Consider the following 21,056-nt stretch of genomic DNA (forward strand, 5'->3'; position numbering starts at 1 on the left):
AAGTCTTGCAATTGTCTTAGATTCACTGCGTCTGCATCTTCACTACCAGCCGCTACACCTGTAATTTGTCGTGTTTTGCCACCATCAGCATCACCAACACTAACAGCACCTAATGTAGATTTCCAATAAGATACCTCATTTTTTGCAGGTCCCTGCAGCACAGAAGTATAACCCGGAACACCAGCAGCCCTATTGGCTACAGAATTGCTTCCTATAGCAACACCCCCTACTACCTTCACTTGCGATTTAAAGCCTAAAGCTGTACCGCTGTCCACCTCCACCCGTACAAAACGACCAACAGCAACCGCGTCATTCTTTAGTGCCACTATATCTGCACCAACAGCAACGGATCCACCTCTATGGATCTCAGATTTAGAACCTATGATAACAGATGCCGCTAGCTTTTTATCTCCTTCAGCTAATACCGCCTTCGCTTTATAACCAATAACAACACTGTCCACGGTTTTCGCATCAACATTTTCACCAAAGATGACATTACTTCCCGATACATCACGTTGCATTCCCTCTGTTGAACCACTCCGTAAGATATTAGACACATTAATAATATCTGTATTTTCATCATCCTGTACAAGCTGTTGGTTTAAAGAGCTATCAACCACAAATGACCGTGGACTGACGAGAGACTTTTTATATTGCCCTCCTGCATCTAGGGTTCTTGCCAATACATTTTTGCTATCCGCCATCAAAACATTCACGACAGGACTATAATCACTTACACCAGAGAGGGTTTTAGTTAAAAAATTTGCATAGTCATCGACAGCATTAATCTTTTCTAATCCCGCTTGATTGAGTGCTGTTAAATAATTGTCTTTTGAAACAGAAGAAGCATTCAAACCAGCAACAGAGAGAAGGCTTTGTGGATAAGACACACCGGCACTTTTTATACCTTCAAGAAATGTGTTTTTAAAATCAGGATTTGCTGAAAAAACAGGTGTAACATTCGATAAAAATGTAGCCGCTGTAGCCAATGAAAGAACTTTAACAAAAGAAAAACGAGAAAATTTTAAATCGCTCCCTACTAATTTTGTATATAATTTTTTCATAATGAACTCCCCAATGAAAAAATAACTATAACCACAAAAAAACACATTTAAACGCTACAAAGTTCTCTGAAATTGGTTTTTCTAAATATATTCAAAAGATTAAGGACTGATTGAAAAGATAGAGAAGTTGATGTTTTGTAGTTAACGTGCCTTGTTCTCTTACCTTTCCTAAAAAGGTAAGTTTTCTTGTGGTGGTTGGTTTTTTTAATCTTTAAACCTGTTGGTTGTTTTTTGCAAGGGGTAGAATTGGTTTAGTATATTGTTTTTATAACTTCCTCCAGTAAAATTGAAATACATTTAAATATATACCTTTGTATTACTAGAAAGTTTTTTAATAGATTTTTAGAGAGTGGAAGATTTTTTAGATTTAAAAGTTAAAGCAGAAAATAATGGACTTATAATTTATGAAAAAACTCATTATCTTATTTTGAAATAAGAAGTTCATTTTGTTGAAATCGTCCGGTTTTTCTGTTTTTTAAACCTGTATTTATCGTTATAGCGCTTATCAATTTATATATATATATGTATTTTTACATACGTAACAACAATTCACCCCTGCCTCATGAGACAGGGGTGAAAAGGAATTTTTTATGTATTTTGTTTATTATCAATTCAATGTCATATTGAATCCCGCACCTACACCCCAGTGACCTCCAGAAGTTGTTGCGGATATGTTAGAGCGGTATTTTCCATTTTCTGAGGTGTAACCTGCACCAAAGGCAAATGCAGACTGACTACGCCATAAACCAGTACCAAATCCAACGCTTAATTTTCCAGGTGTATCATTGTAGCGTAAGTTAGACACCGCAAGACCAATAGCCGCTGCTTGTCTTGCCTCTTTTTTCACACTCTCAATACTATAGTTTAAAACATCAAACTTCATATCTGTATATTGCTTAGCCCGATCAACAGCATCATCAATCGCATCAATCACAATATTATTAACCCGTTGATCTGTATACTGCTTGGATTCATCAAGAATAATCTTCATCTGTTCTTTAGTATAATCATGAAGTTGACCACCATTTACAGCCTCTTTCGAGCCTTTTTCAATTTTACCATCAGCGACATTATCAATCAGAACAGGTTCACTGGCATCCCCCCCCGCTAATGTGATTTTATTGGTTTTTTTGCCGTTTTCATCTCTATCATAACGAACAGCGTCCTCTTCAATGCCGTCAACTCTATTATTGATGTTATCAACTTTGGCATCAATATTGATAACTGTATCACCAATATCAGCAATCGTATTGGAAATGGTATCAACTCTGTTGGTAAGATGCTTCACATCTTTTTCGACACCAGTGACACGTTCATTGGTTTCCCAAAGTTGCCCACCATTGACGGCATCTTTCGAGCCTTTTTCAACTTTACCATCAGCTACATTGATAATTTTATTCGGCTTTCCATCGCGACCAGCATCATAGGCTTTTTCTTTATCATTCCACTTTAAAGCATCTGAATCGACCTTGTTGATGACATCATCAATACGGTTATTAATATTTGACATATTTTTATTGACGTCACCAAAAGCATCAGCGACATTATGGTGCTCTGTCTCAACAGTCGTACCATCAGCATTGACTTGAACAATCTTAAAAGTAGGATCTGTCCATTTGCCATTCTCATATTTAGCACCGCCACCGAAATAATTCGCAAGTTGGTTATTCATGGAATAAAGTTGGTTGCCCGTAATGGCATCTGTTGAACCTTGAGCAATCTCACCATCTAAAAGATACTTCAATTTGCTGTTTGTTTTCTGCCCATCTTTTTCATGACGTGCAACAAATGCTTCTTCCTCATCATCCCACAGTAAAGCATCTTTAGAGAAATTTTCAATTTTCTGATTAAACTCATTGGATACATTCGTTAAGCGTTGATTCACATCTTGAACATTATTATCAAGACCTGTTAAAGCATCACCAACATTGTAAAAATTAGCCTTCCCTACTTCACCACCTACAATAGCGGATAAAGTATATTTCAGCCCTTCAAAAGCACCGTTAATGAACTTTGCACCACCGCCAAAAAACTTTGCAATATCTGCTGATATTTTATTAATCTGACTACCATTGATTGCATCGTTGGAATTTTCAGAAATGCTACCATCTTTCACGTTACGAAGAGCAACTGGTCCGTTGTTCTTATCGCCGCCCAAAGTTACACTACCATAATTAACACTATTATCGTCATTCTTATCATAGAGAACCGCAGCAGCAGTTACTGTCTCAATATCTTTCGTAATATCCTTTATGCTTTTATCAAGTTGGTCTTTGTTAACAGCTTCATCCCCCTTCTCTGCTGCCTTAACACCAGAAATGGAACGCGCTACACCAGCATATCCCGCAATATTGATCTCAGTACCAGCTGTATCCTTACCTATGGTAATAACATCTGTATTTTTTTCTTGCTTAACAAGACTATTTTTTACCACTTCGGAAATCTTATTATCAATATTTGTGATAGAAGTATTAACACCTGTAAACGCTTCCGTAACATTATGATAGGTCTCCCCCTGAATAAGGAAAGCTGGTTCTATACCGTTCAATACATCTGTACTACCACCAAAATATTTTGATGTATTTTGAGCAACTTTTGATAAATTATCAGTCACAGCAGTAACATTCTTATTCGTAGCAAACAACTGTGAACCATTTACCGCTTCCGTTGATGTTTGAGAAAGTTCTCCATCTTCTACACCGGAAAGTGTACGATCCATACCACTTTTATTTACAATGCTGATTTCAGTACCACCTGTTGCCTTACCGATAGTGATAAGACCTGACCCATTTTCTTGCTTCACAAGACTATTTTTTGTCACATTATTAATCTGATTATAAATATCTGTGATAGAATTATCGACACCTTCAAAAGCATCAGCGACATTATGGTGTTTTTTCTGAGTAATGGTACCATTCGCTTCACGCTGAGAAATTTTGAACGTAGGATCTATCCACTCTCCATTCTCATAGCTCGCACCACCACCAAAATAATTCGCAATCTGATCACCCATCGTATAAAGTTGGGAACCATTTATTGCATCTGTTGAATCTTCTGAAACATCACCATCTAAAAGATACTTCAGCTTGCTATTTGTTTTCTGTCCATCTGTTCCATGACGTGCAACAAATGCTTGATCCTTTTCACTCCACAGTAAAGCATTTTGAGACAATTTATCAAACTCATTGGTTACATGCTGTATATTTTTATTTACATTTTTAACATTTGCATCGAGCCCTGTCAAAGCTTCGCCAACGTTGTAAAAGGTCTTCTGTTCTACTTTACCATCTGTAGAAACTCTAGATAAGTTATATTGTGGACCTGAAAAAACTCCGTTATTAAATTCTGTACCACCACCGAAAAATTCTGCAATATCCTTGGATATTTTATTAATCTGGCTACCATTTATCGCGTCTGTTGACTCTTCTGAAATATCACCATTTAAAAGGTGGGTAATCTTACTATCTGTTTTACGTCCATCTTTTTCATGACGTGCAGCAAATGCTTGTTTACCATCATCCCATAATAAGGCATCTTGAGAGAACTTATCAAATTTATTATCTACATATTTTATACGACTATTCACATTTTTGACATTCGCATCAAGCTTTGTTAAAGCATCACCAACATTTTCAGCTATATACTGAGCTACTTCACCATCTGTAGAAACTGTAGATACGTTATATTGTGGACCTACAAAAGCACCATCCTGAAATGCTGCATCCCCACCAAAGAATTTTGCAATATCTCCAGAAATTGTATTAATCTGGCTACCATTTATAGCTTCTTTCGAGGACTTTCCGATATTACCATCCGCAATACCAGAGATAACTCGATTTTCACTATTAGAATTGGCAACATTGATTTTGGTACCATCTTTTTGCGCACCAATTGTAATGAGCTTTTGCCCTTCATCCCATTTAACAAGACTATTTGCTGTTACATTGTTAATCTGTGTATAAATATCTGTTATAGAATTATCGACATCTTTAAAAGCATCCGTTACATTATGGTGTTCGTTACCCTGAACAGTAAAAGTTGGCTTGAAACCATCAATCACATCTGTACTACCACCAAAATATTTTGATATATTATCAGCATAATTGAAAAGCTGATGACCATTTATTGCTTCTGTTGAATCAGAACTGACTTTTCCAACTGCAACGCCAGAAATAATTCGATCCTTGCCTTCAGAGTTGGCAATATTGATTTCGATACCTTCTTTTTCAGCACCAATGGTAATATTTTTTTTACTTTTACTCCATTTAACAAGACTATTGTCTTCTATCTCAAACTTCATTTTATATAATTGTGAAAGATTAACAGCATCATGCTCATTGCTACCATCTGCGACTCCTGTAATTTTTGTATTGGCGGCATGAATACCACCCTTGGTCATTCTTGGTCCATCTTTGATCATGAAACCGGCATTACTCATTCTGCTATCCCCTGTTTCTACACGACCAACTTTAATATATTCGCTTAAATCAAACTTTACTTCATTGTTATCACCTCTGGTAATTTTTATATTTGTGTTCTCACTCTCATTATTATCATCGTCTTTCTGCTTAACTGCAACAAAATTCACCGTACTATCAGCTTTAACATCTGTAGCATTATCACCATCAACAGAAAGCTTCCAGCCTGTTTTAATTCCTGCTGTAAAATCTTGTAACTGTTTATAATTTACTGCATCAGTATCATCAGTACCAGCTTTCACTTTTGTAATCTTTTTACTACCAGCATCAATACCATTGGCTGTTATGCTTGGACCACCATCAACAAACTTAAAGCCATCGTTGCTCATAATGCTGTTGCCTGTCGTAACACTCGTGAGCTTAAGAGTATCATTCAAAGAAAATGTGACTTTGTTATTGTCTTTTACAATTTTGATATTGATGCTTCCATCATCACTCGCACCAGCAACAAGATCTACTGTACTCCCAGCTTTAACATCTGTAGAATTGTTACCATCAACAGAAAGCTTCCAGCCATTTTCTGCAAGTGTTCTTACCTCTGTCAACTGCTTATAATTTACAGCATCGGTTTCTTCTTCTCCCTTAGCTACTCCTGTAATTTTTTTATCACCAGCATTAATACCATTCAAAGTTATGCTTGGTCCATTACCATCAATAAACTTAAAGCCATCGTTGCTTATAATGCTGTTGCCTGTCGTGACACTCGTGAGCTTAAGAGTATCATTCAAAGAAAATGTGACTTTGTTATTGTCTTTTACAATTTTGATATTTTTGCTTCCATCATCACTCGCACCAGCAACAAGATCTACTGTACTCCCAGCTTTAACATCTGTAGAATTGTTACCATCAACAGAAAGTTGCCAGCCCGTTTTCATTCCTGCTGTGAATTCTTTCAGTTGCGCAACATTCACTGCATCGGTATCATCTTCTCCTTTTGCCACTCCCGTGATCACTTGCTCTCCAGCATCAATACCATCAATAGTCATGCGTGGCCCCTCATTAATAATAAAGCCATCACCGCTCATAGAGCTTGTTCCTGTAGTGACACTTATCAATTTAAGATTATCACTTAAAGCAAAGTGCATTTTCTGCTTCTTGTTTTCATTGTTTTTTTCAATCGTTAAGTTATCTTGCCCTACTTCACTATTTTTCACTGAAAAATCTACGGTATTGCCTGAATTCACATCTGTAGGATCGGTATCGTTAGCAGAAAGTTTCCACCCCCCTCCCCCTGCTATGATATCTCTCATAGCTTTTAGTTGCGCCACGTTTACCGCATCAGTATCTTCACTTCCAGCTGCAACCCCTGTAATTTGTCGTGTTAGCGTACCATTACCACGACCACCAACTTCACCAACGCTAAAAGCGCCTGTGGTGCTCTTCCATGCTATACTGGTTTTTGTTGTCCCTTTACCTGTTGCAGGATCATAACCAGCAACCCCCTTCTCTCTATCAGAGATAGCCCCACCACCTACAGCAACACCATCTTTAACAAGCACTTGCGAATTTACACCAATGGCAACCGAATCTTCTTTTTCAGCATAAGCTTGCGTGCCTATAGCTATCGCATTTTCAGCATTCGCGATTACTTTTCTGTTAGGATCATTTTCTTCGGTTCTGTCAGAGCGCCTGCCCCCTATTGCAATAGCACCTGAAGCTTTAGCTTCAGCATCTGTACCTATAGCAATCGTATAACTCTTTTCTGCCTTTACCTTTGTACCTAAAGCAATACTACTGTCACCAGAAGCAGTTGCAAGCCCTCCAATAGAAACTGAAGATTTGCCCGATGCTTCTGAGCCTACACCCATAGCAACACTTGCTATACCACTTGCAAGTGCGGAAACACCAAAAGCTTGTGCACCCCCTGCCTTTGCTGTCGCACCTGCACCAAATACGGTTGAATAATTACCCGTCGCTGCAGATCCACAACCCGTTGCAAAAGAATAAACACCATAAGCCTCAGGCATTGCATTAACGATACCACCAGTCGGTGTCCCCATATAACCACCTAAAACTCTACCATTAGCGCTACTCGTGTATCCATCACCCGCCCAATTAACCTGTTCAGTCGTCGTGCCATAAGGTTTACGATTTCCAAAAACTTTCTCACCAACAAATCTCTCATATTGTTGCTCTGCGGTTATTCGTTGACTATCAGCAATTCCTTGTTGTTGTTTGCCGCCACGACCAATAACGTTGTCTACACCACAGAAATCATCATCACCAGCCAACACAACACTACCATGACTACCATGTGGATACATGACATTACCACCATTTGTGCTCCTAACTGTCTGTCCTGTTATTGAGAGATTCGCAGCAAAAACAGGAGAAACACTCGATAAGAGTGTGGCCATTACCGTACTAAGAGAGACAACTTTAATTAAATTTGGTGTGGAATATTTTTTTTTCATAAGAATCTCCTCCTACAGAGTTCAACATCATCACAACGCGCGAAAACACACATGGCAAAACCCTTAGTTTGCGCACTTCAAAAACCAATAAATCAAGACAAAACTCCCCCCTACGATACCGATACTTATCGGGCATCGACCTAAAATCTCTGCAACAACATCGAATCTAGAAAAGTCCCCAACCCTTTTAGCTAGAGGGATTCAAGCTAAAAAATAAATAAAAACACAAGACTTTGAAAATATACCGTAATCTCCATTCAAAAACACTGCGATTTATCTCTTAACAAAAATAGTTTCACTAAAGAGCAATTCTACTTTTCAAATAAAGCGCATCAGAAGAATGGCAAGAGTGTAAAAATAATTTTTTATAAATTTGTAAAAATACTTCTCAATAAATTAGCTGTTCTTATAAGCACAAATTTATGATTTTTTTAACTTATCGCACAATGTAATAATGACGATTATCATGATAATCTCACTTTTTGTTGCGAGGTAAACTGTTTCAATATATTATACATCCCTTTGAAAGAAATCTGTCTTAAATATAATGATGCACGCTCTGTAAAAAGTTTTAACGTACTCATCTTATCATCTTCATAAAAAGACAAAAGTGCATCTATAAATAGTCTTTCGTTCTTCTCTCTTATATATCTGTTACCCTTCTATAGGAACAAAACATCGTCATTGTATTTTCACTATTGTATAAATTTTTTAATATCACAAACCTAAAAGAAGCTGTTTTCTAAACTCTTTTCTCTCACATAACCCACTGTATTTTCACTGTTGTCCGTATCTTTTCTTCAACCAACAAATATTTCAGGAATGATGCTATACTCGCTTCTTTTTGAATCAATTTTGTTTGTATTGCTACCTGTCGTTCTTTTTATGAACCGTTTTATTTTTAATCAGAACAGTCTATTGATTTATAATGATAGTTTCTCGTTTTTCAGGTTGAATAAGAGACTCGAAGATCGTGAGATTCTCACATTCCAAACTTGGTTATACAGCAGAAAACCAAAAAAGTTTTATTTTTTAAAAGGCTGTTCATTCGTATCTTATGAAATTTCTAGATGTGCTTTTCAGTTTCGATTTTACGCTTTAAATGTAATTTTAAAAGTGGCAAAATGGCTTCGACTTCTTCTATATCATTGAGGTTTTGAATAAGCTCTTGCAATCTTCCATAAAGCTCTGCTGCTAATTCCGCAACATCTTCAGGAGAAAGTGTTATTTTTGCATCATGATAGGTCGTATAAACTAAATGTCCAAGCTTTTTCATCAGCCCAACAGGTATCGCTTGCGGTTTAAAACCAGCTGCTTTTGCCTTTGCCATATCTGAAAACATCTCGCCATTTCCCGTTACTAGCCAATCTAATGAAACACCACAAATTTCTTGATATTTGGAGAGCGCAGAGGCTGTAGGCTCACTTATACCAGTTTCATAAGTTCCTATAGAGCCAGCAGTGATACCAAGATGTTCAGCAAACTGCTTACGCTCTGTAAAACCAAGAGCGTGACGCACTTCACGAAAACGTTTTGCCAACTCAGTTTTAGGTTTTGCTTCCGGACGAGCCAAAAAAACACTCCAGAATCAATATAATTGCTGACTAAATAATTATATTGATTTATATCTATTATTACTGCCCCTTAAGAAGAGCAGTTATCACATACATAACCCCACAAAAACGGATGTTACAGCATCCATTTAAGCAGGAGCGAAAATTATGACAATTACAAAAAAATGCAATCGCCGTGGTACTTTTCTGAGCTGCGCCCCTGTAATATAACCTTGGAAAAACTCAAGCCTATCAGAGGCTATTTTCCAGAGTCAAAAACATTTGGACACAGGCCAATGAAAAAACTAAATGCGCCACTGCCAACTCTATCAGTTTGCATGCCAAGCCAATTCTTGCCAACTGCTTTCTCAAAAGTTGCAGTCATATTCTTTCAAAAGCAAAAAGCCTAATACGATTCTCTTCATTTCATGCTGTGCAATATACCACTGAAATCTTATTACAAAAATATGCTAATGCATTTCCCATAGGTTTTTATAAGGTAAAAAGTTTATCAATGTCTAAAAATCAATATAAAATAGGCAAAATAATTGGTATTCTACAAAAAACGAGATTATCACTCGTTATTAAAAAGTTAGACGTTTACAAACCCTGTTTGCTTATTTTATATATTAATGGCACTGATTTAGCTGTAACTGGTAATAGAGATTTCAGGGTGTTTGGTTTATCGTCAGAATACTCTTCCTCTACGCATATTAAAAGCCTTTTGGCAATGTATTTTAAATGCTATAAATTCTATAGTAAACACATTGCCATCCATATTTACAATTGGGCGCTTCAAAATCTTGGAGTAATAAAATCTTTAATAGGCTTTGATTTAAAAGCGCGTATTTTGCAGAAAATTGACAAAACCATGAGGTTCGTATACATGGCAATTCTAAGTGATGATAGTGGAGTGATACTTAAAAAAGCTGCATGGAAACCCGCAACGTTGAGGAATTAAGCATGACCTCTTTATGCGATAAAGAATTATCTGATACACTGGTTGGTCTTTATGACGACTATCAACGCGGTTTCGACATTGGAGAAGAGCTTAAATTGTGCGTGGATTTGGCGTTATCTCTTGAATTGGAACTCAGTATTCACCGTTTAAGTGAAACAGATGCTGTTTTAAAAAAAGAGATTGTGCAAACCTTGCATCGTCGTAGAAATACTCATTCCAATGAAGATGAAATTGATACAATTTTTCATATGGATTTTGAAAAACAAAAATAATACAATACTCTCCCCATGTAATACGATATTCCCTCATCGCTTTACTTTCTACTACGCTTAAACAAAAAACTTTCAAGAAGATTTAAAGTGTTACGTTTTCGTCTTCTTAACAACAGTGAGATGAATTAAAGAAACGCATCAATTCTTTTAGATCATTATCAAAAAATAGAGAGTATTCTCTAGCATACATCAATTTATGCTTTGTTCATTAAGCACCAACTTTTACATTTTCTCAACTCTCCTTTAAAAGCAAAATATGAAATGTGCTGCAGCGTAAATGTTTAAAAATAGCGTATATTGACCACTCTTAAACGTAATTTATTGTTTTTCATGTTTATAAAACAGCACTATGAGTATTCCAACAAACGCAACAATGCTTTGAAAAAAATATATCGATTGAGGTGATATGTTACTGTTATCGCTTGCCATGATGAGATAGACTCCGAGGATCAAGCATCCAGAGATACCATTAAAACTTGCCTGCAATCTTCCTTGGTATTCAGGATCACAAGAGAGTTGTGATAAAGAAATCGAAAGAGCCCAACTCGAAAGTCCAAATCCAATCATAAAGTAAACAGGAAAAACAACAAAATTGTATGTATTAACAGATAAAATAGCGAGGCCAATAGCCATAAAAGCTAATAAAATGGCTAATGTTTTCCTTATGGACAAAACTTTACAAAGAAGTGGTGAAAAAAACGCACCTGTCAATACGCCCATAGAATAAAGCACCTCCAATATTGCAAAGATCCTGCTATCCGCATGTAAAACCTCTTGTATATAAGGAACGAGAATAACAGGAATGGTCATCAAAAGAGTCATAATAATCATCTGACTTATATAAGGTACAAAAAGAGCCGGATTCTGTTTAAAATAATGAAGGCATTCTGTATAATTTTCCCACCAATTTTGCTGGTTTTGTTTTTTAGATCTTCGGTTTTTAGGTACCTTCATTGCAAAATTAAATAAACCAGCAATGATAAAGAATATACCACCTATTAGAAGAGTTCCTTTTGTTCCTGCATAGGATAGTATAAATCCACTTAAGCCCATACCTACGATAGTGCCAAGTTCATAAACCATATCGATGGTCGCATTTGCATTGATGAGCTGTTCCTTCAGCACAATACTTTGAATTAAAGAAATAGCTGATGGCATATAAAAAGGGATAAAAATACCCAAAAGAGCAGATAAGACCATCAATTCAATTTCTATACCAAAATGCCAAAGCATTACCCAGCTTACGATTACCAAACCTCTCGCAAGATTTGAAATAATAATCTGCGTTTTACGGTTATATTTATCTGCCAATATGCCAAAAATAGGCGCAAAAATAATGCTAGGCGTCCAAAGAAAAAGCATCATCAACGCTACACCACGGATTGAGCCCGTCTGATTGTAAGCGATCCATGACAATGTAATATAATTTAGTCCACTTCCAAATGTAGCAAATAAGCCGCTCAAAGTAAAATAGAGAAAAGTTCTATTTTCAAATAAAGCAATGCGTTCCTTCAAATTTGAAGTGAACATAAATTATCCTCTAAAATGAATACCAGTCGATATGCATAATACATCCTGTTTAAAAACAGGCATTCTTACAATTTTCATTTTAGATCATTAAATTTAAGAAAGCAAAATTTCTTTTTTGAGGCTTTTACAATCTTTGTGCTGTTGTATGATTAATTCTTCTATGAAAACAGAACATTTATGGACAAAAACAAATTTAATATTTTATGTGCGTTTTATTCAGAAGCTACACCTTTATACATATGTGAAACAATTTTACGGTATGGAAGCTTCACTCACATCATTGCCCTTATTATTCCGTGCACTAAAATATGTTCGAGTATATCCTTCCATGTCGTTCTTCTATCACCACACTTCGTCTCTAAAAGAATAAACATACTATTATCCTCACAATAAATACTGCTAACTTTTCTACTCCCCTTCTCTAAATCTTTTAAAACAAGCCCATTACAGTTAGTTTTCTAATTAAAATATATAACGTAATATCTTCCTGAGCAGTTAAATTATTGCAATCATATCTCTAAAGTTTCAGATTTAGAGTACAAATACATAAAGGAGGATTTATCGTGGATAACTTGATTAATAAATGATTTTATTCATAATCAAAACAAACCTTATTTATATGATGTCGTATTTGATGATGAATTAAAGAAATAGGAGCAGTTCCATCAATTGTTATAAACTGCTCATCTATTTCCGATAACACTTTGTATACTTTGTAAACTTTTTCAATAAAAGAGAGTTTTTCTTCGTATTTTAAGTTTAAACCATCCCTTTTCTGCAACCGTTCCAGTATAGTAATGGGCGGATCAGCTCTATCTTTTCTCAAACCACTGCCCTCGCTATAAGCATTTGATATCCGATCCCGTCAAAAGCAGCAGAGCAATTCTTGGAAAACATCGCTGAGATATTGAAATATGCCTTGCAAAAGCGTTTAAATCAAATGTTTCACTATATTTTTCGGTATATTCATAAACTGAAATTAAGAATATTATAATAAGACCTCAAACAACGACGACGCCCAAATCAGCCGTAATAAAGCCTCCTAAAACTGAACCAATAATACCTCTCTATCAGACAGACTACCATGTAAAGGTTTTAATACAATACCTTAGCGCTAATGCCATAAATGTTTCTGATAGATAACGAAGTTTATTGTCACAACAACATCTAACAACGGTCAATAGAAAAACCTAAACCTTGAGTATAAATAAAATCAACTTGAAAGCGCAAAATATATCTCTAGGACATAGTTATATTCGTTATCTGGCTTTCCCCTTATTGGCAAGCCTCCGCAACAGACGCAGTAAAAATACCAGCCTCTATCGCTATTCATTCTCCTGAATAATAAGCTATCACTACCATAAACATCAGCGTTCAAATTTTTCCTACCGAAAAAACTTGACATGCCCAGTAATATGTGTGTATTCATTATTTGTAAACATGATGTGTGCTGATTTATAATACTGCGTGTTTTTAAGAGATTCCGAAATGGGGGGGATAATGTGCACAAGAAACTGATGTTTCGGTTTTATGGGCTTGTTGTCTTGCTATATCTTTCTGATATGGTTTTATTTTTAAGTAATCTGTGGAATGCTTATCGCATAACATCCTCATCGGTTTTCCTAGGCGTAACCATGGCTTTGGGCACCATTATGCCCTATCTTTTGAAAAAAAGCGGTCTTGTGCGCATTAAAGCCTCATTGCGGTTGGTCGATTTATACAAAAGGCGAATCATTATCTATAGCCTTCTTTTATTGATTGCACTTTTCCATTACGCTGATTCCCCCTTTGGTTTTATCGCTGTCTCTATCTCTATCGGCTATCTCTCTTTGATTACCTTAAGCACACTCGAGACTTATAATACTAAACTAGCACTTAGTGGTTATATTAGCGCCCAAAAGGCTTCCCGCATTATGCAAACAGTGGTGCAAATTGGCGCCTTTTTGGGAGCAGCATTGAGTGGTTATCTCTTAGAAGCGACCAGCCCTCGAGGGGCAGCGGCTGAAATTGGCTATAATGGTTTGATTGTGACACTTTGTTTGTTTGACATCATTATAAGCCTTATAGCCGGATATATTATCTTTTGCGATGAATACAACGCTACAGATACCACAGCACCTGCAACCGATAAGAAGACAGCACCTATACCGCAAGCGGATGGACTCTCCCGTGAGCTTAAACTTTTATGCGTCTGCATAGGGCTTATTGGCTTTCATATTTGCGCTTATAATACGCTGGCAACCATTCTTTTTCAGAGTGTGAAAAATTTTGGCTCTGAATATTATGGACTTTGCAGTGCGGTTGCGGGCATGGGCGCTTTTTTGGCTGCTTTTATCAAAATCCCTCGCTTTGAATTTATTCTCCCAGCCCTTATGTTGAGCGTGGCTGATCTTATTTTTAGCACCACACAATCGCCCTATTTGGCTGTGGTCTTTTGCTTTTTTATTGGCTTTTCAATGAATACCATGCGAATTAATGCCCGCAAACATACGATTGAAGCGACTAAAACAGAGGCTCAAGCAGAGCTGGTGGGAAGCTATAGCGGTATGCTTTATACTCTCTCCCAATCGGCAGGTTATGTTATCCTTGGTCTTCTTACAAGCTCTGCCCTTATGGGTCCTCAAGCAGCTGTTTATCTTCTCCCCCTTATAGGGCTAATAATCTTTATTTATATTCTTTTCCTTTTATTGCAGCGGAACAAAGTATGAAAAAACCTATTCTTATTGTCGACCCTTTCTCCACGGGTGCCCTCTATGCCCCTGCTTTGCAAAAATTAGGCTATGCTTGCTATGGTGTTGTCTCTCAACAAGCTCCTTTTTCACACTATATGCTTTCTTATCAGGGAGAGGGCATGGCAGAAGCGAAGCTTCATAGTGTAGATGAGATAAAGAAACGCTTTCCTATCGGCGCGATAGAGGCCGTGGTCGCAGGCGCCGAAGGGGGTATTTATTGTGCAGATCAATTGGCGGCTTATTATGGTTGTCTTGGGAATAACCCCTTGACTACCGATTGGCGACGGAAAAAAGCAGCGATGCAAAAACGCCTTTGTGAAAATGATTTATCTTACATCCGATCAAAGATTCTTACAAAAAACGATTGTACTCTCGATGATTTTGAAAGCCACAGCGGCTATGTGGTAAAGCCGAATGATTCTGGTGGAAGCGATGGTGTTTTGTTTTTCTCCAGCCGTGAGAAAGTGGCGGCATGGTCCTCTAGAATCGACTGGACACAAAAAAATATTTTTGGCGCACCTAACGATGCTTATTTGCTCCAAGAAAGATTGGAGGGAGAGGAATACATCGTCGACGCCGTTGTAAATGGAGAGGCTATAAAGATATGTAGTTTGTCACGATATAAAAAAGGTATTCATAATGGAAGTACTTTTGTTTATGAAACGCTTGATGTGCTTGATGCTCAAGATCCCTCTTATGCCCCTCTTATCTCTTATGCAAAACAATGCATTCGCGCACTGGGGATTGAATATGGACCTGCGCATATGGAAATCATGCAAACAGCTCGTGGTCCAGTAATGATCGAAGTAGGAGCCCGTCTCCACGGAGGAATTGCACCCACCTTGTTCGCGCATTGCTATGAAGATGATTTACTTGAAAGCTCCGTTAACCTTATTGCAGGCGTGTTTTCGCAAACCCCAAGTCGCTTTAAGAAAAAAGGGCGTATTATCTTCCTTATCAACGAGATCGACGGTCATATTATAAAAGATGTTAACGTATGGCGGCAAAAGCTTCATTCTTGGGAAAATGTGGTTCATTTTACGCTCTTTTTTAAAGAAAACGAGCCCCTCCCCCTAACCATCGATTTAAATACCTGCCCTGCCATTATAGCAATTTGGGGACACAGTGATGATGAATTATCAGCTTTGGAGAGGGTCATTCGTAGCAATTTCTTATAAAATACAACAATTGGGAGGAAAACATGGATTCAGCAGCGCAAATAATTGAAAATATAGACAAATATGAAAAATGGAAGCAGGTCGTTTTTAAAGAATTCGATGCAACCATGAATAACACAATTAGACCTTTTCCCTGCCTATTCGGTGTAAATGGATACTCAAAAAATATGCTTAGATTTGGGTTCTACAATAAGTTGACCGCAAAAAATATGATGGAAGACCTGATAACTTATTGCGATAACTATAAAAGTTTTGGAAAGAACACATCTTTTGTTGCATTCGAGAAGCCTGCCCCCGTACAAAGTATCGAAGTTTATAGAGAAAAATTCTTGTCTATACTTAAAGATTTGCGAACTCTTGATGACCAAGAATGGCCTAAGCATATACCAAAAAATATGGACAATCCTTTATGGGAGTTCTGCTTTCATGGCGAGCCTATGTTTATAGTTTGCAATACCCCATCCCATATAAACAGAATAAGTAGGAGAAGTTCTACATTTATGTTAACTTTCCAGCCTAGGTGGGTTTTTTCTGATCTGCTCGATACAGAACAAAAAGCAAAAAATGCATTCTCCGCTGTAACAAAAAGACTTGAACCTTTTGATATTATAACAAAATCTCCTTTTTTAGGAAAATATGGCGAACCCCAAAATAGAGAATGGACGCAATACTTCCTGCAAGATAATAATATTGAATCCCCACCTTGCCCATATCATATAATGGAGCACGATAATGACTAAATTTTCTAAAATTAAATTAAATAAAAATATCTATGATATATTCAAAATGATGCTTCCAGAGCAAGGATCAATAGAGATACAAAGAGATTTTCCAAAAAAAAATACACGATTGGCATATTCACCAGGTCGATGAAACTCTCTTAATTATAGAGGGAGAGTTAGATTTTTTCTATAGCGAAAAACATATAACCTGTACACCAGGAGATATTATACATCTACCTGCCAATACAAGGCACAAATCAATTGCGGCAGATGTAGGATGCATATATGCAATTGCTACAGAAAATCTCACTATTGGAGATATTAGAAATGGGTAACCGCACGCTCTTTAATGGATTCTTTCTCATACAGGATTTTATTCTTTTACTCCTGCTTCCCATAATGCGCCCATAGATTCTGCGGAAAATAAGGCTATGAAGTTTACGTCCTCTACCCAAACCAACGTAGAAACTTTTCAGAAACGACATTTTACAGTACAAAATAGAACGTTATTCTTTAGGAATAAAAAATGGATCAAGCTTAACGGATTAAACAAAAAGGAAATAATTTTGTTTACAGCTTTATTGTCGAGCATTCACGAATGGATTCTGGTATTATCTCTATCTGAAACTCCCTACAAGCATGAAGCAGAAAAGTTATCAAGCATATTTAGTATACCTAATGAAAACTGCTATTACCATGCGTGATGGCTCTAAAATGTAGATGGATTTGAATTTTTAAATAATTTTTAACTATTACATCACTTTATTTTCATACTTTTTAAATAATATTCAATAACTTAAGTAAAATAAATATTTTTATTTTGGGTTTTGTTGTGTTGTTAATCTAAGGCATGTGAAGAGAATATATTAAAGAATTAAAATATTTATATATCGAAATTGAAGATGTCCTATTTTACCCAAAAAAGAACTATTATGACATAAGTGAATTTAGCTATTAATCTTTTGTTGCCAACAAGTGGAAAAATGATGCTGAATGTAGAAAAAATTGCATAAGAACCTTTAACAAAAATGATTAAAATTTAGATAGAATTACAAGGTATAAAATAGAATTTATTCCATCAGCGCTGCAATTTTTTCTGGTTAATTTATTCTACCAATATCATTAAAGCTTTCTTCTAATGACATCGTCTATCATTGGAGGGAGATATATGATTGTTTTTCGAATTGTGACAGCACACAAATTTCGTGATTTATTTTGTCCATTAAAAGATGTTTGTTAGTTGAGTAAGTTAAAAAAATACATAGAATTCCGTATAATGAAGTGTGTATGTATAAAACTTCTCAGGATGATCGTATTAATAGCAATGTTAAAGGGGGGCTTTTTTTGGAAAAATTGTAAAGAAATTATGAGTATCTCTAGGAGAAAAAACTCTGATTTTTAAAACAGAGAGAAACATTGATTATAACAGCTTATTAAGCTAAACGCAGAATATTTATCCTAATAATTGATGGTTAATTGTAACGGGATAGTTTTTTGATAATCATAAAGAAAAAGGTATAGAGCGTGTTTCTTTTAGTTAAGAAAGAGTGTTGCTCATTTTTTTTCTAAAAGTAAGCAACTTCAAAGCTAATTTTTTGTTCTTATAGTGGTGAGAAAATAATTGTCGAAGTCAGTGAAGGGAAGCTTCCAATAGATTGTTACAAAGTTTAATAAAAGTTGGAATACTTAAAAATTCTTTAGTTTCTATTATGATTTAAGAATACCAGGTTAGGATACGGAGAATTCAAGAGCTCAAAACTTTGTGATAATATTGGTTTAGAATTACATCTTGTTCATTCAGACGAGATGAGCCAATTATTATATGTCATAGAGACATATGGGTGGAAAATTTAAAAAAAGCTTATCCAGAATCTGACTTAAAGGTTATTGGAACTTTAGTAGTAAGATTGGCTTGGTCTCATGTTTCTCAAAAATTAGTAACCAATCTTGTTGTGACTAGACTAAATTTGGAAGATCTGCTCACTGAGCGTTTTTATAATATTATGAAATGATAAAAATATTAATATTTCTTCTTGTCCGGGACATGAAGCCGGTGCTATTTGTATTTATTATCCGTTGCACCATTGTCCGAAATATATTTTAAGTGGTTGTCATTTGAAATATGCCTTGGAAAATTATTTGGCAAGAGAGCGTACTTATATGTATTGGAAAGTAATTTCCTATTATTTGTCTCAATCTATGGGTACAACGTTGTCAAGTATAGAATTCATGCTGACAGATGACTTGCGAAAAATAAGTGTCTATAACGCATTTAGACTAAAATTTTACGAAAAGCTAGAATTTAGTCCCGAAACATATTCGACAATGGAGAAAATCATAAAATGGCTTGAATCTCTGTTTAAAAGGGAGGAGGTTATTGCGTAATTCTGTTTTTCTTATGATTGTGATTGGTTGTTTGACGAGTTTTTGTGCTAGTGGTGTATTATCTATTGGCCTTTCTTTGTTACAATTCCAAGATACAACGGGAGAAACTTCTGCTACTTTAAATGTCGTTAATTTAATCGCAATTGGAATTGCTGGCTTATGTTTGGGAAACATGTTGGCGCACTATCAAGGCTTTATAATTGGGTTTTATAGTCAAATTATTTGCGCTTGTTTATTGTCTTTCTTATTATTTATGAACAATCCGGTGCTTATTTTATTTGTATTTTTTTTACTTGCTCTCTTGATGGGGGTTGATAACCCAAATAACAATAGTGCCTTGAATCAGCTGGTTCCAGCTCCCAAACAAAAAGCTGGAGTTTTTGCATTTTACACTAGTTGCTGTCAGTTTTTTGTTATTATATCCCCATTGCTTATATATTTTATAATTGCGCATTTGGGGCACAAAATAGCTATAGCCTTTATTGTATTTATCTATCTTTTGAATGCCTGCTTATGGTTTCGTATAAAGTCTATACAACAACTAAACAGAGCAAAAGAGCTATTAAAAAAGCCATCTCAAAAAGCTTATGGAGTTGGGTTCAGGTGTCTTTGGCGGATTTTTGCGTTGCGTTTTTTAACGATTAATCGTATTTTGAATAATTCTCTCTATACGGGGACTATTGTTTTATTGCCACTTGTTCTTGCTTCTATAACATCAGATAATATAAAATTTACAGCTATTCAAAATTCTATTTTTGCTTTGTCAGCACTGGGTTTTGTGATCAATGGTCTTATCTCATCTTATTATTTACGGAAATTTCCATCTTTAATTCGTTTTTTTGTATGGGGGGCACCGGCTTTTGCCGTGATCGCAATCTCTTTTGTTTTATATTTAAATTTTACTCAATATTCCCTTTATATTATGGGGTTTTTATTAGGTATTGGGCAATTTTATTTTAGGGTATCGGGAATAACAATTGGACAAGCTATCACACCTAGTGAAAATTTAACCGAGGTGATTTTGGCAGGCGATGCCAGTGTACGCATCATAACAGCTTTATTCTCTATTGTGCTTTTATATGCAGGAAAATTTTTTTCATTTTCTATATTATACGTCCTGTGTGTATTTATAGGCTTTTGCGCCCCTTTATTTATTTTGAACGGACTATCTATTTACATACAAAGCTTAGAGATAAAAGAAAGCGCCGCATGAATGATGTTCAATTATTATATTACGTCAGCCTTTTTTTGATTATCGTATAGATAAAAATTTTGTACAAATATTCATGACATTAATTTTAAATGAGCACATTGCGTGAGAAAAGCTGAGGTGTTCGTTACCTCTCATGTGGATAAAACGCATTTAGCCCGTTAATCAACGAAATTGCAAATAGCACTATGATCACCATTAATTCTAAAAGCTCTACCAGAAGTTAGTGATAATGGCAAAAATCCTTTAATGATATTTGAAGAGATCGTTTATGCTAGATCAGGTTATCTAAAGATCGAGAGGAGAGGAGCTTAAAAAGTATAAAATTCATGGAAATTCAACAGCAATTTCTAGGTGTACATAATGATAGGCATAGATCGACGCGAACTGGTCAAATTCAAACAATAAAAAATCCTGCAAATGCTGAGCTTTTTAAACTATGTCATATCAAGCATATGAAAGTTCGTTTTAAATTAATGGCGGAGAGAGAGGGAGCGTTATATTTATATAAAATCAATAAGTTATATAAAAGTTCGGGAGTTTTGATTCCGTTGATT

Annotated in this window: 14 protein-coding genes and 1 pseudogene; 10 read left to right on the top strand and 5 right to left on the bottom strand. The window is 35.9% G+C overall.

Annotated features, from left to right (window positions below; translation table 11 throughout):
• The 3 genes and pseudogenes from ACFIJW_RS00290 to ACFIJW_RS00300 form a co-directional block, all read right to left on the bottom strand.
• Positions 1–1,064, bottom strand: a pseudogene (locus ACFIJW_RS00290) (hypothetical protein); the annotation flags it as partial.
• Between the two features lie 607 nt (positions 1,065–1,671).
• A complete protein-coding gene (locus ACFIJW_RS00295; protein ID WP_375632712.1) occupies positions 1,672–7,956 on the bottom strand; it encodes a Vomp family autotransporter in 6,285 nt (2,094 codons plus the stop codon).
• A gap of 1,066 nt (positions 7,957–9,022) precedes the next feature.
• Entirely contained in the window at positions 9,023–9,529 is a 507-nt protein-coding gene (locus tag ACFIJW_RS00300; RefSeq protein WP_375632714.1) for a helix-turn-helix domain-containing protein, read from the bottom strand.
• Between the two features lie 494 nt (positions 9,530–10,023).
• Here ACFIJW_RS00300 and ACFIJW_RS00305 point away from each other — a divergent pair, with 494 nt between their 5' ends.
• Both ACFIJW_RS00305 and ACFIJW_RS00310 read left to right on the top strand, forming a co-directional pair.
• Positions 10,024–10,470 carry a hypothetical protein gene (locus ACFIJW_RS00305; RefSeq protein WP_375611456.1) on the top strand — a complete coding sequence of 149 codons (447 nt, stop codon included), beginning with the start codon at positions 10,024–10,026 and terminating at the stop codon, positions 10,468–10,470.
• A gap of 2 nt (positions 10,471–10,472) precedes the next feature.
• Positions 10,473–10,742, top strand: a complete 270-nt coding sequence (locus ACFIJW_RS00310) for a hypothetical protein (protein ID WP_012754562.1) — start codon at positions 10,473–10,475, stop codon at positions 10,740–10,742.
• A 318-nt stretch (positions 10,743–11,060) separates the two neighbouring features.
• Here ACFIJW_RS00310 and ACFIJW_RS00315 read toward each other — a convergent pair whose 3' ends face one another.
• Positions 11,061–12,272, bottom strand: a complete 1,212-nt coding sequence (locus tag ACFIJW_RS00315; protein WP_375632716.1) for an MFS transporter — start codon at positions 12,270–12,272, stop codon at positions 11,061–11,063.
• Positions 12,273–12,861: 589 nt separating this feature from the next.
• On the bottom strand, positions 12,862–13,098 hold the full coding sequence (locus ACFIJW_RS00320; protein WP_375632718.1) for a hypothetical protein: 237 nt from the start codon (positions 13,096–13,098) through the stop codon (positions 12,862–12,864).
• A 691-nt stretch (positions 13,099–13,789) separates the two neighbouring features.
• On the opposite strand from ACFIJW_RS00320, the gene ACFIJW_RS00325 reads away from it, so the two are divergent.
• From ACFIJW_RS00325 to ACFIJW_RS00360, 8 genes are all read left to right on the top strand, one after another.
• Positions 13,790–14,980: a hypothetical protein gene (locus ACFIJW_RS00325; protein ID WP_375632732.1), complete on the top strand. Its 1,191-nt coding sequence runs from the start codon at positions 13,790–13,792 to the stop codon at positions 14,978–14,980.
• On the top strand, positions 14,977–16,182 hold the full coding sequence (locus ACFIJW_RS00330) for an ATP-grasp domain-containing protein (RefSeq protein WP_375632720.1): 1,206 nt from the start codon (positions 14,977–14,979) through the stop codon (positions 16,180–16,182). Before ACFIJW_RS00325 ends, ACFIJW_RS00330 begins: the two co-directional genes overlap by 4 nt.
• 23 nt (positions 16,183–16,205) lie before the next feature.
• Positions 16,206–16,922, top strand: coding sequence for a YqcI/YcgG family protein (locus tag ACFIJW_RS00335; protein ID WP_375632722.1), 717 nt, complete (start codon positions 16,206–16,208; stop codon positions 16,920–16,922).
• On the top strand, positions 16,915–17,055 hold the full coding sequence (locus ACFIJW_RS00340) for a hypothetical protein (protein ID WP_375632724.1): 141 nt from the start codon (positions 16,915–16,917) through the stop codon (positions 17,053–17,055). Before ACFIJW_RS00335 ends, ACFIJW_RS00340 begins: the two co-directional genes overlap by 8 nt.
• 13 nt (positions 17,056–17,068) lie before the next feature.
• Positions 17,069–17,239, top strand: coding sequence for a hypothetical protein (locus tag ACFIJW_RS00345; RefSeq protein ID WP_375632734.1), 171 nt, complete (start codon positions 17,069–17,071; stop codon positions 17,237–17,239).
• A 1,506-nt stretch (positions 17,240–18,745) separates the two neighbouring features.
• Positions 18,746–18,916 (top strand): hypothetical protein, encoded by a 171-nt coding sequence (locus tag ACFIJW_RS00350; RefSeq protein ID WP_375632726.1) that lies wholly within the window; start codon positions 18,746–18,748, stop codon positions 18,914–18,916.
• Between the two features lie 365 nt (positions 18,917–19,281).
• Complete coding sequence (locus ACFIJW_RS00355) at positions 19,282–20,502, top strand: MFS transporter (protein WP_375632728.1); 1,221 nt, start codon at positions 19,282–19,284, stop codon at positions 20,500–20,502.
• A 326-nt stretch (positions 20,503–20,828) separates the two neighbouring features.
• The coding region (locus tag ACFIJW_RS00360) for a hypothetical protein (RefSeq protein ID WP_375632730.1) at positions 20,829–21,056 on the top strand (228 nt) is incomplete at its 3' end.

The organism is Bartonella sp. MM97QHHN (assembly GCF_042194285.1).
Lineage (GTDB): Bacteria > Pseudomonadota > Alphaproteobacteria > Rhizobiales > Rhizobiaceae > Bartonella.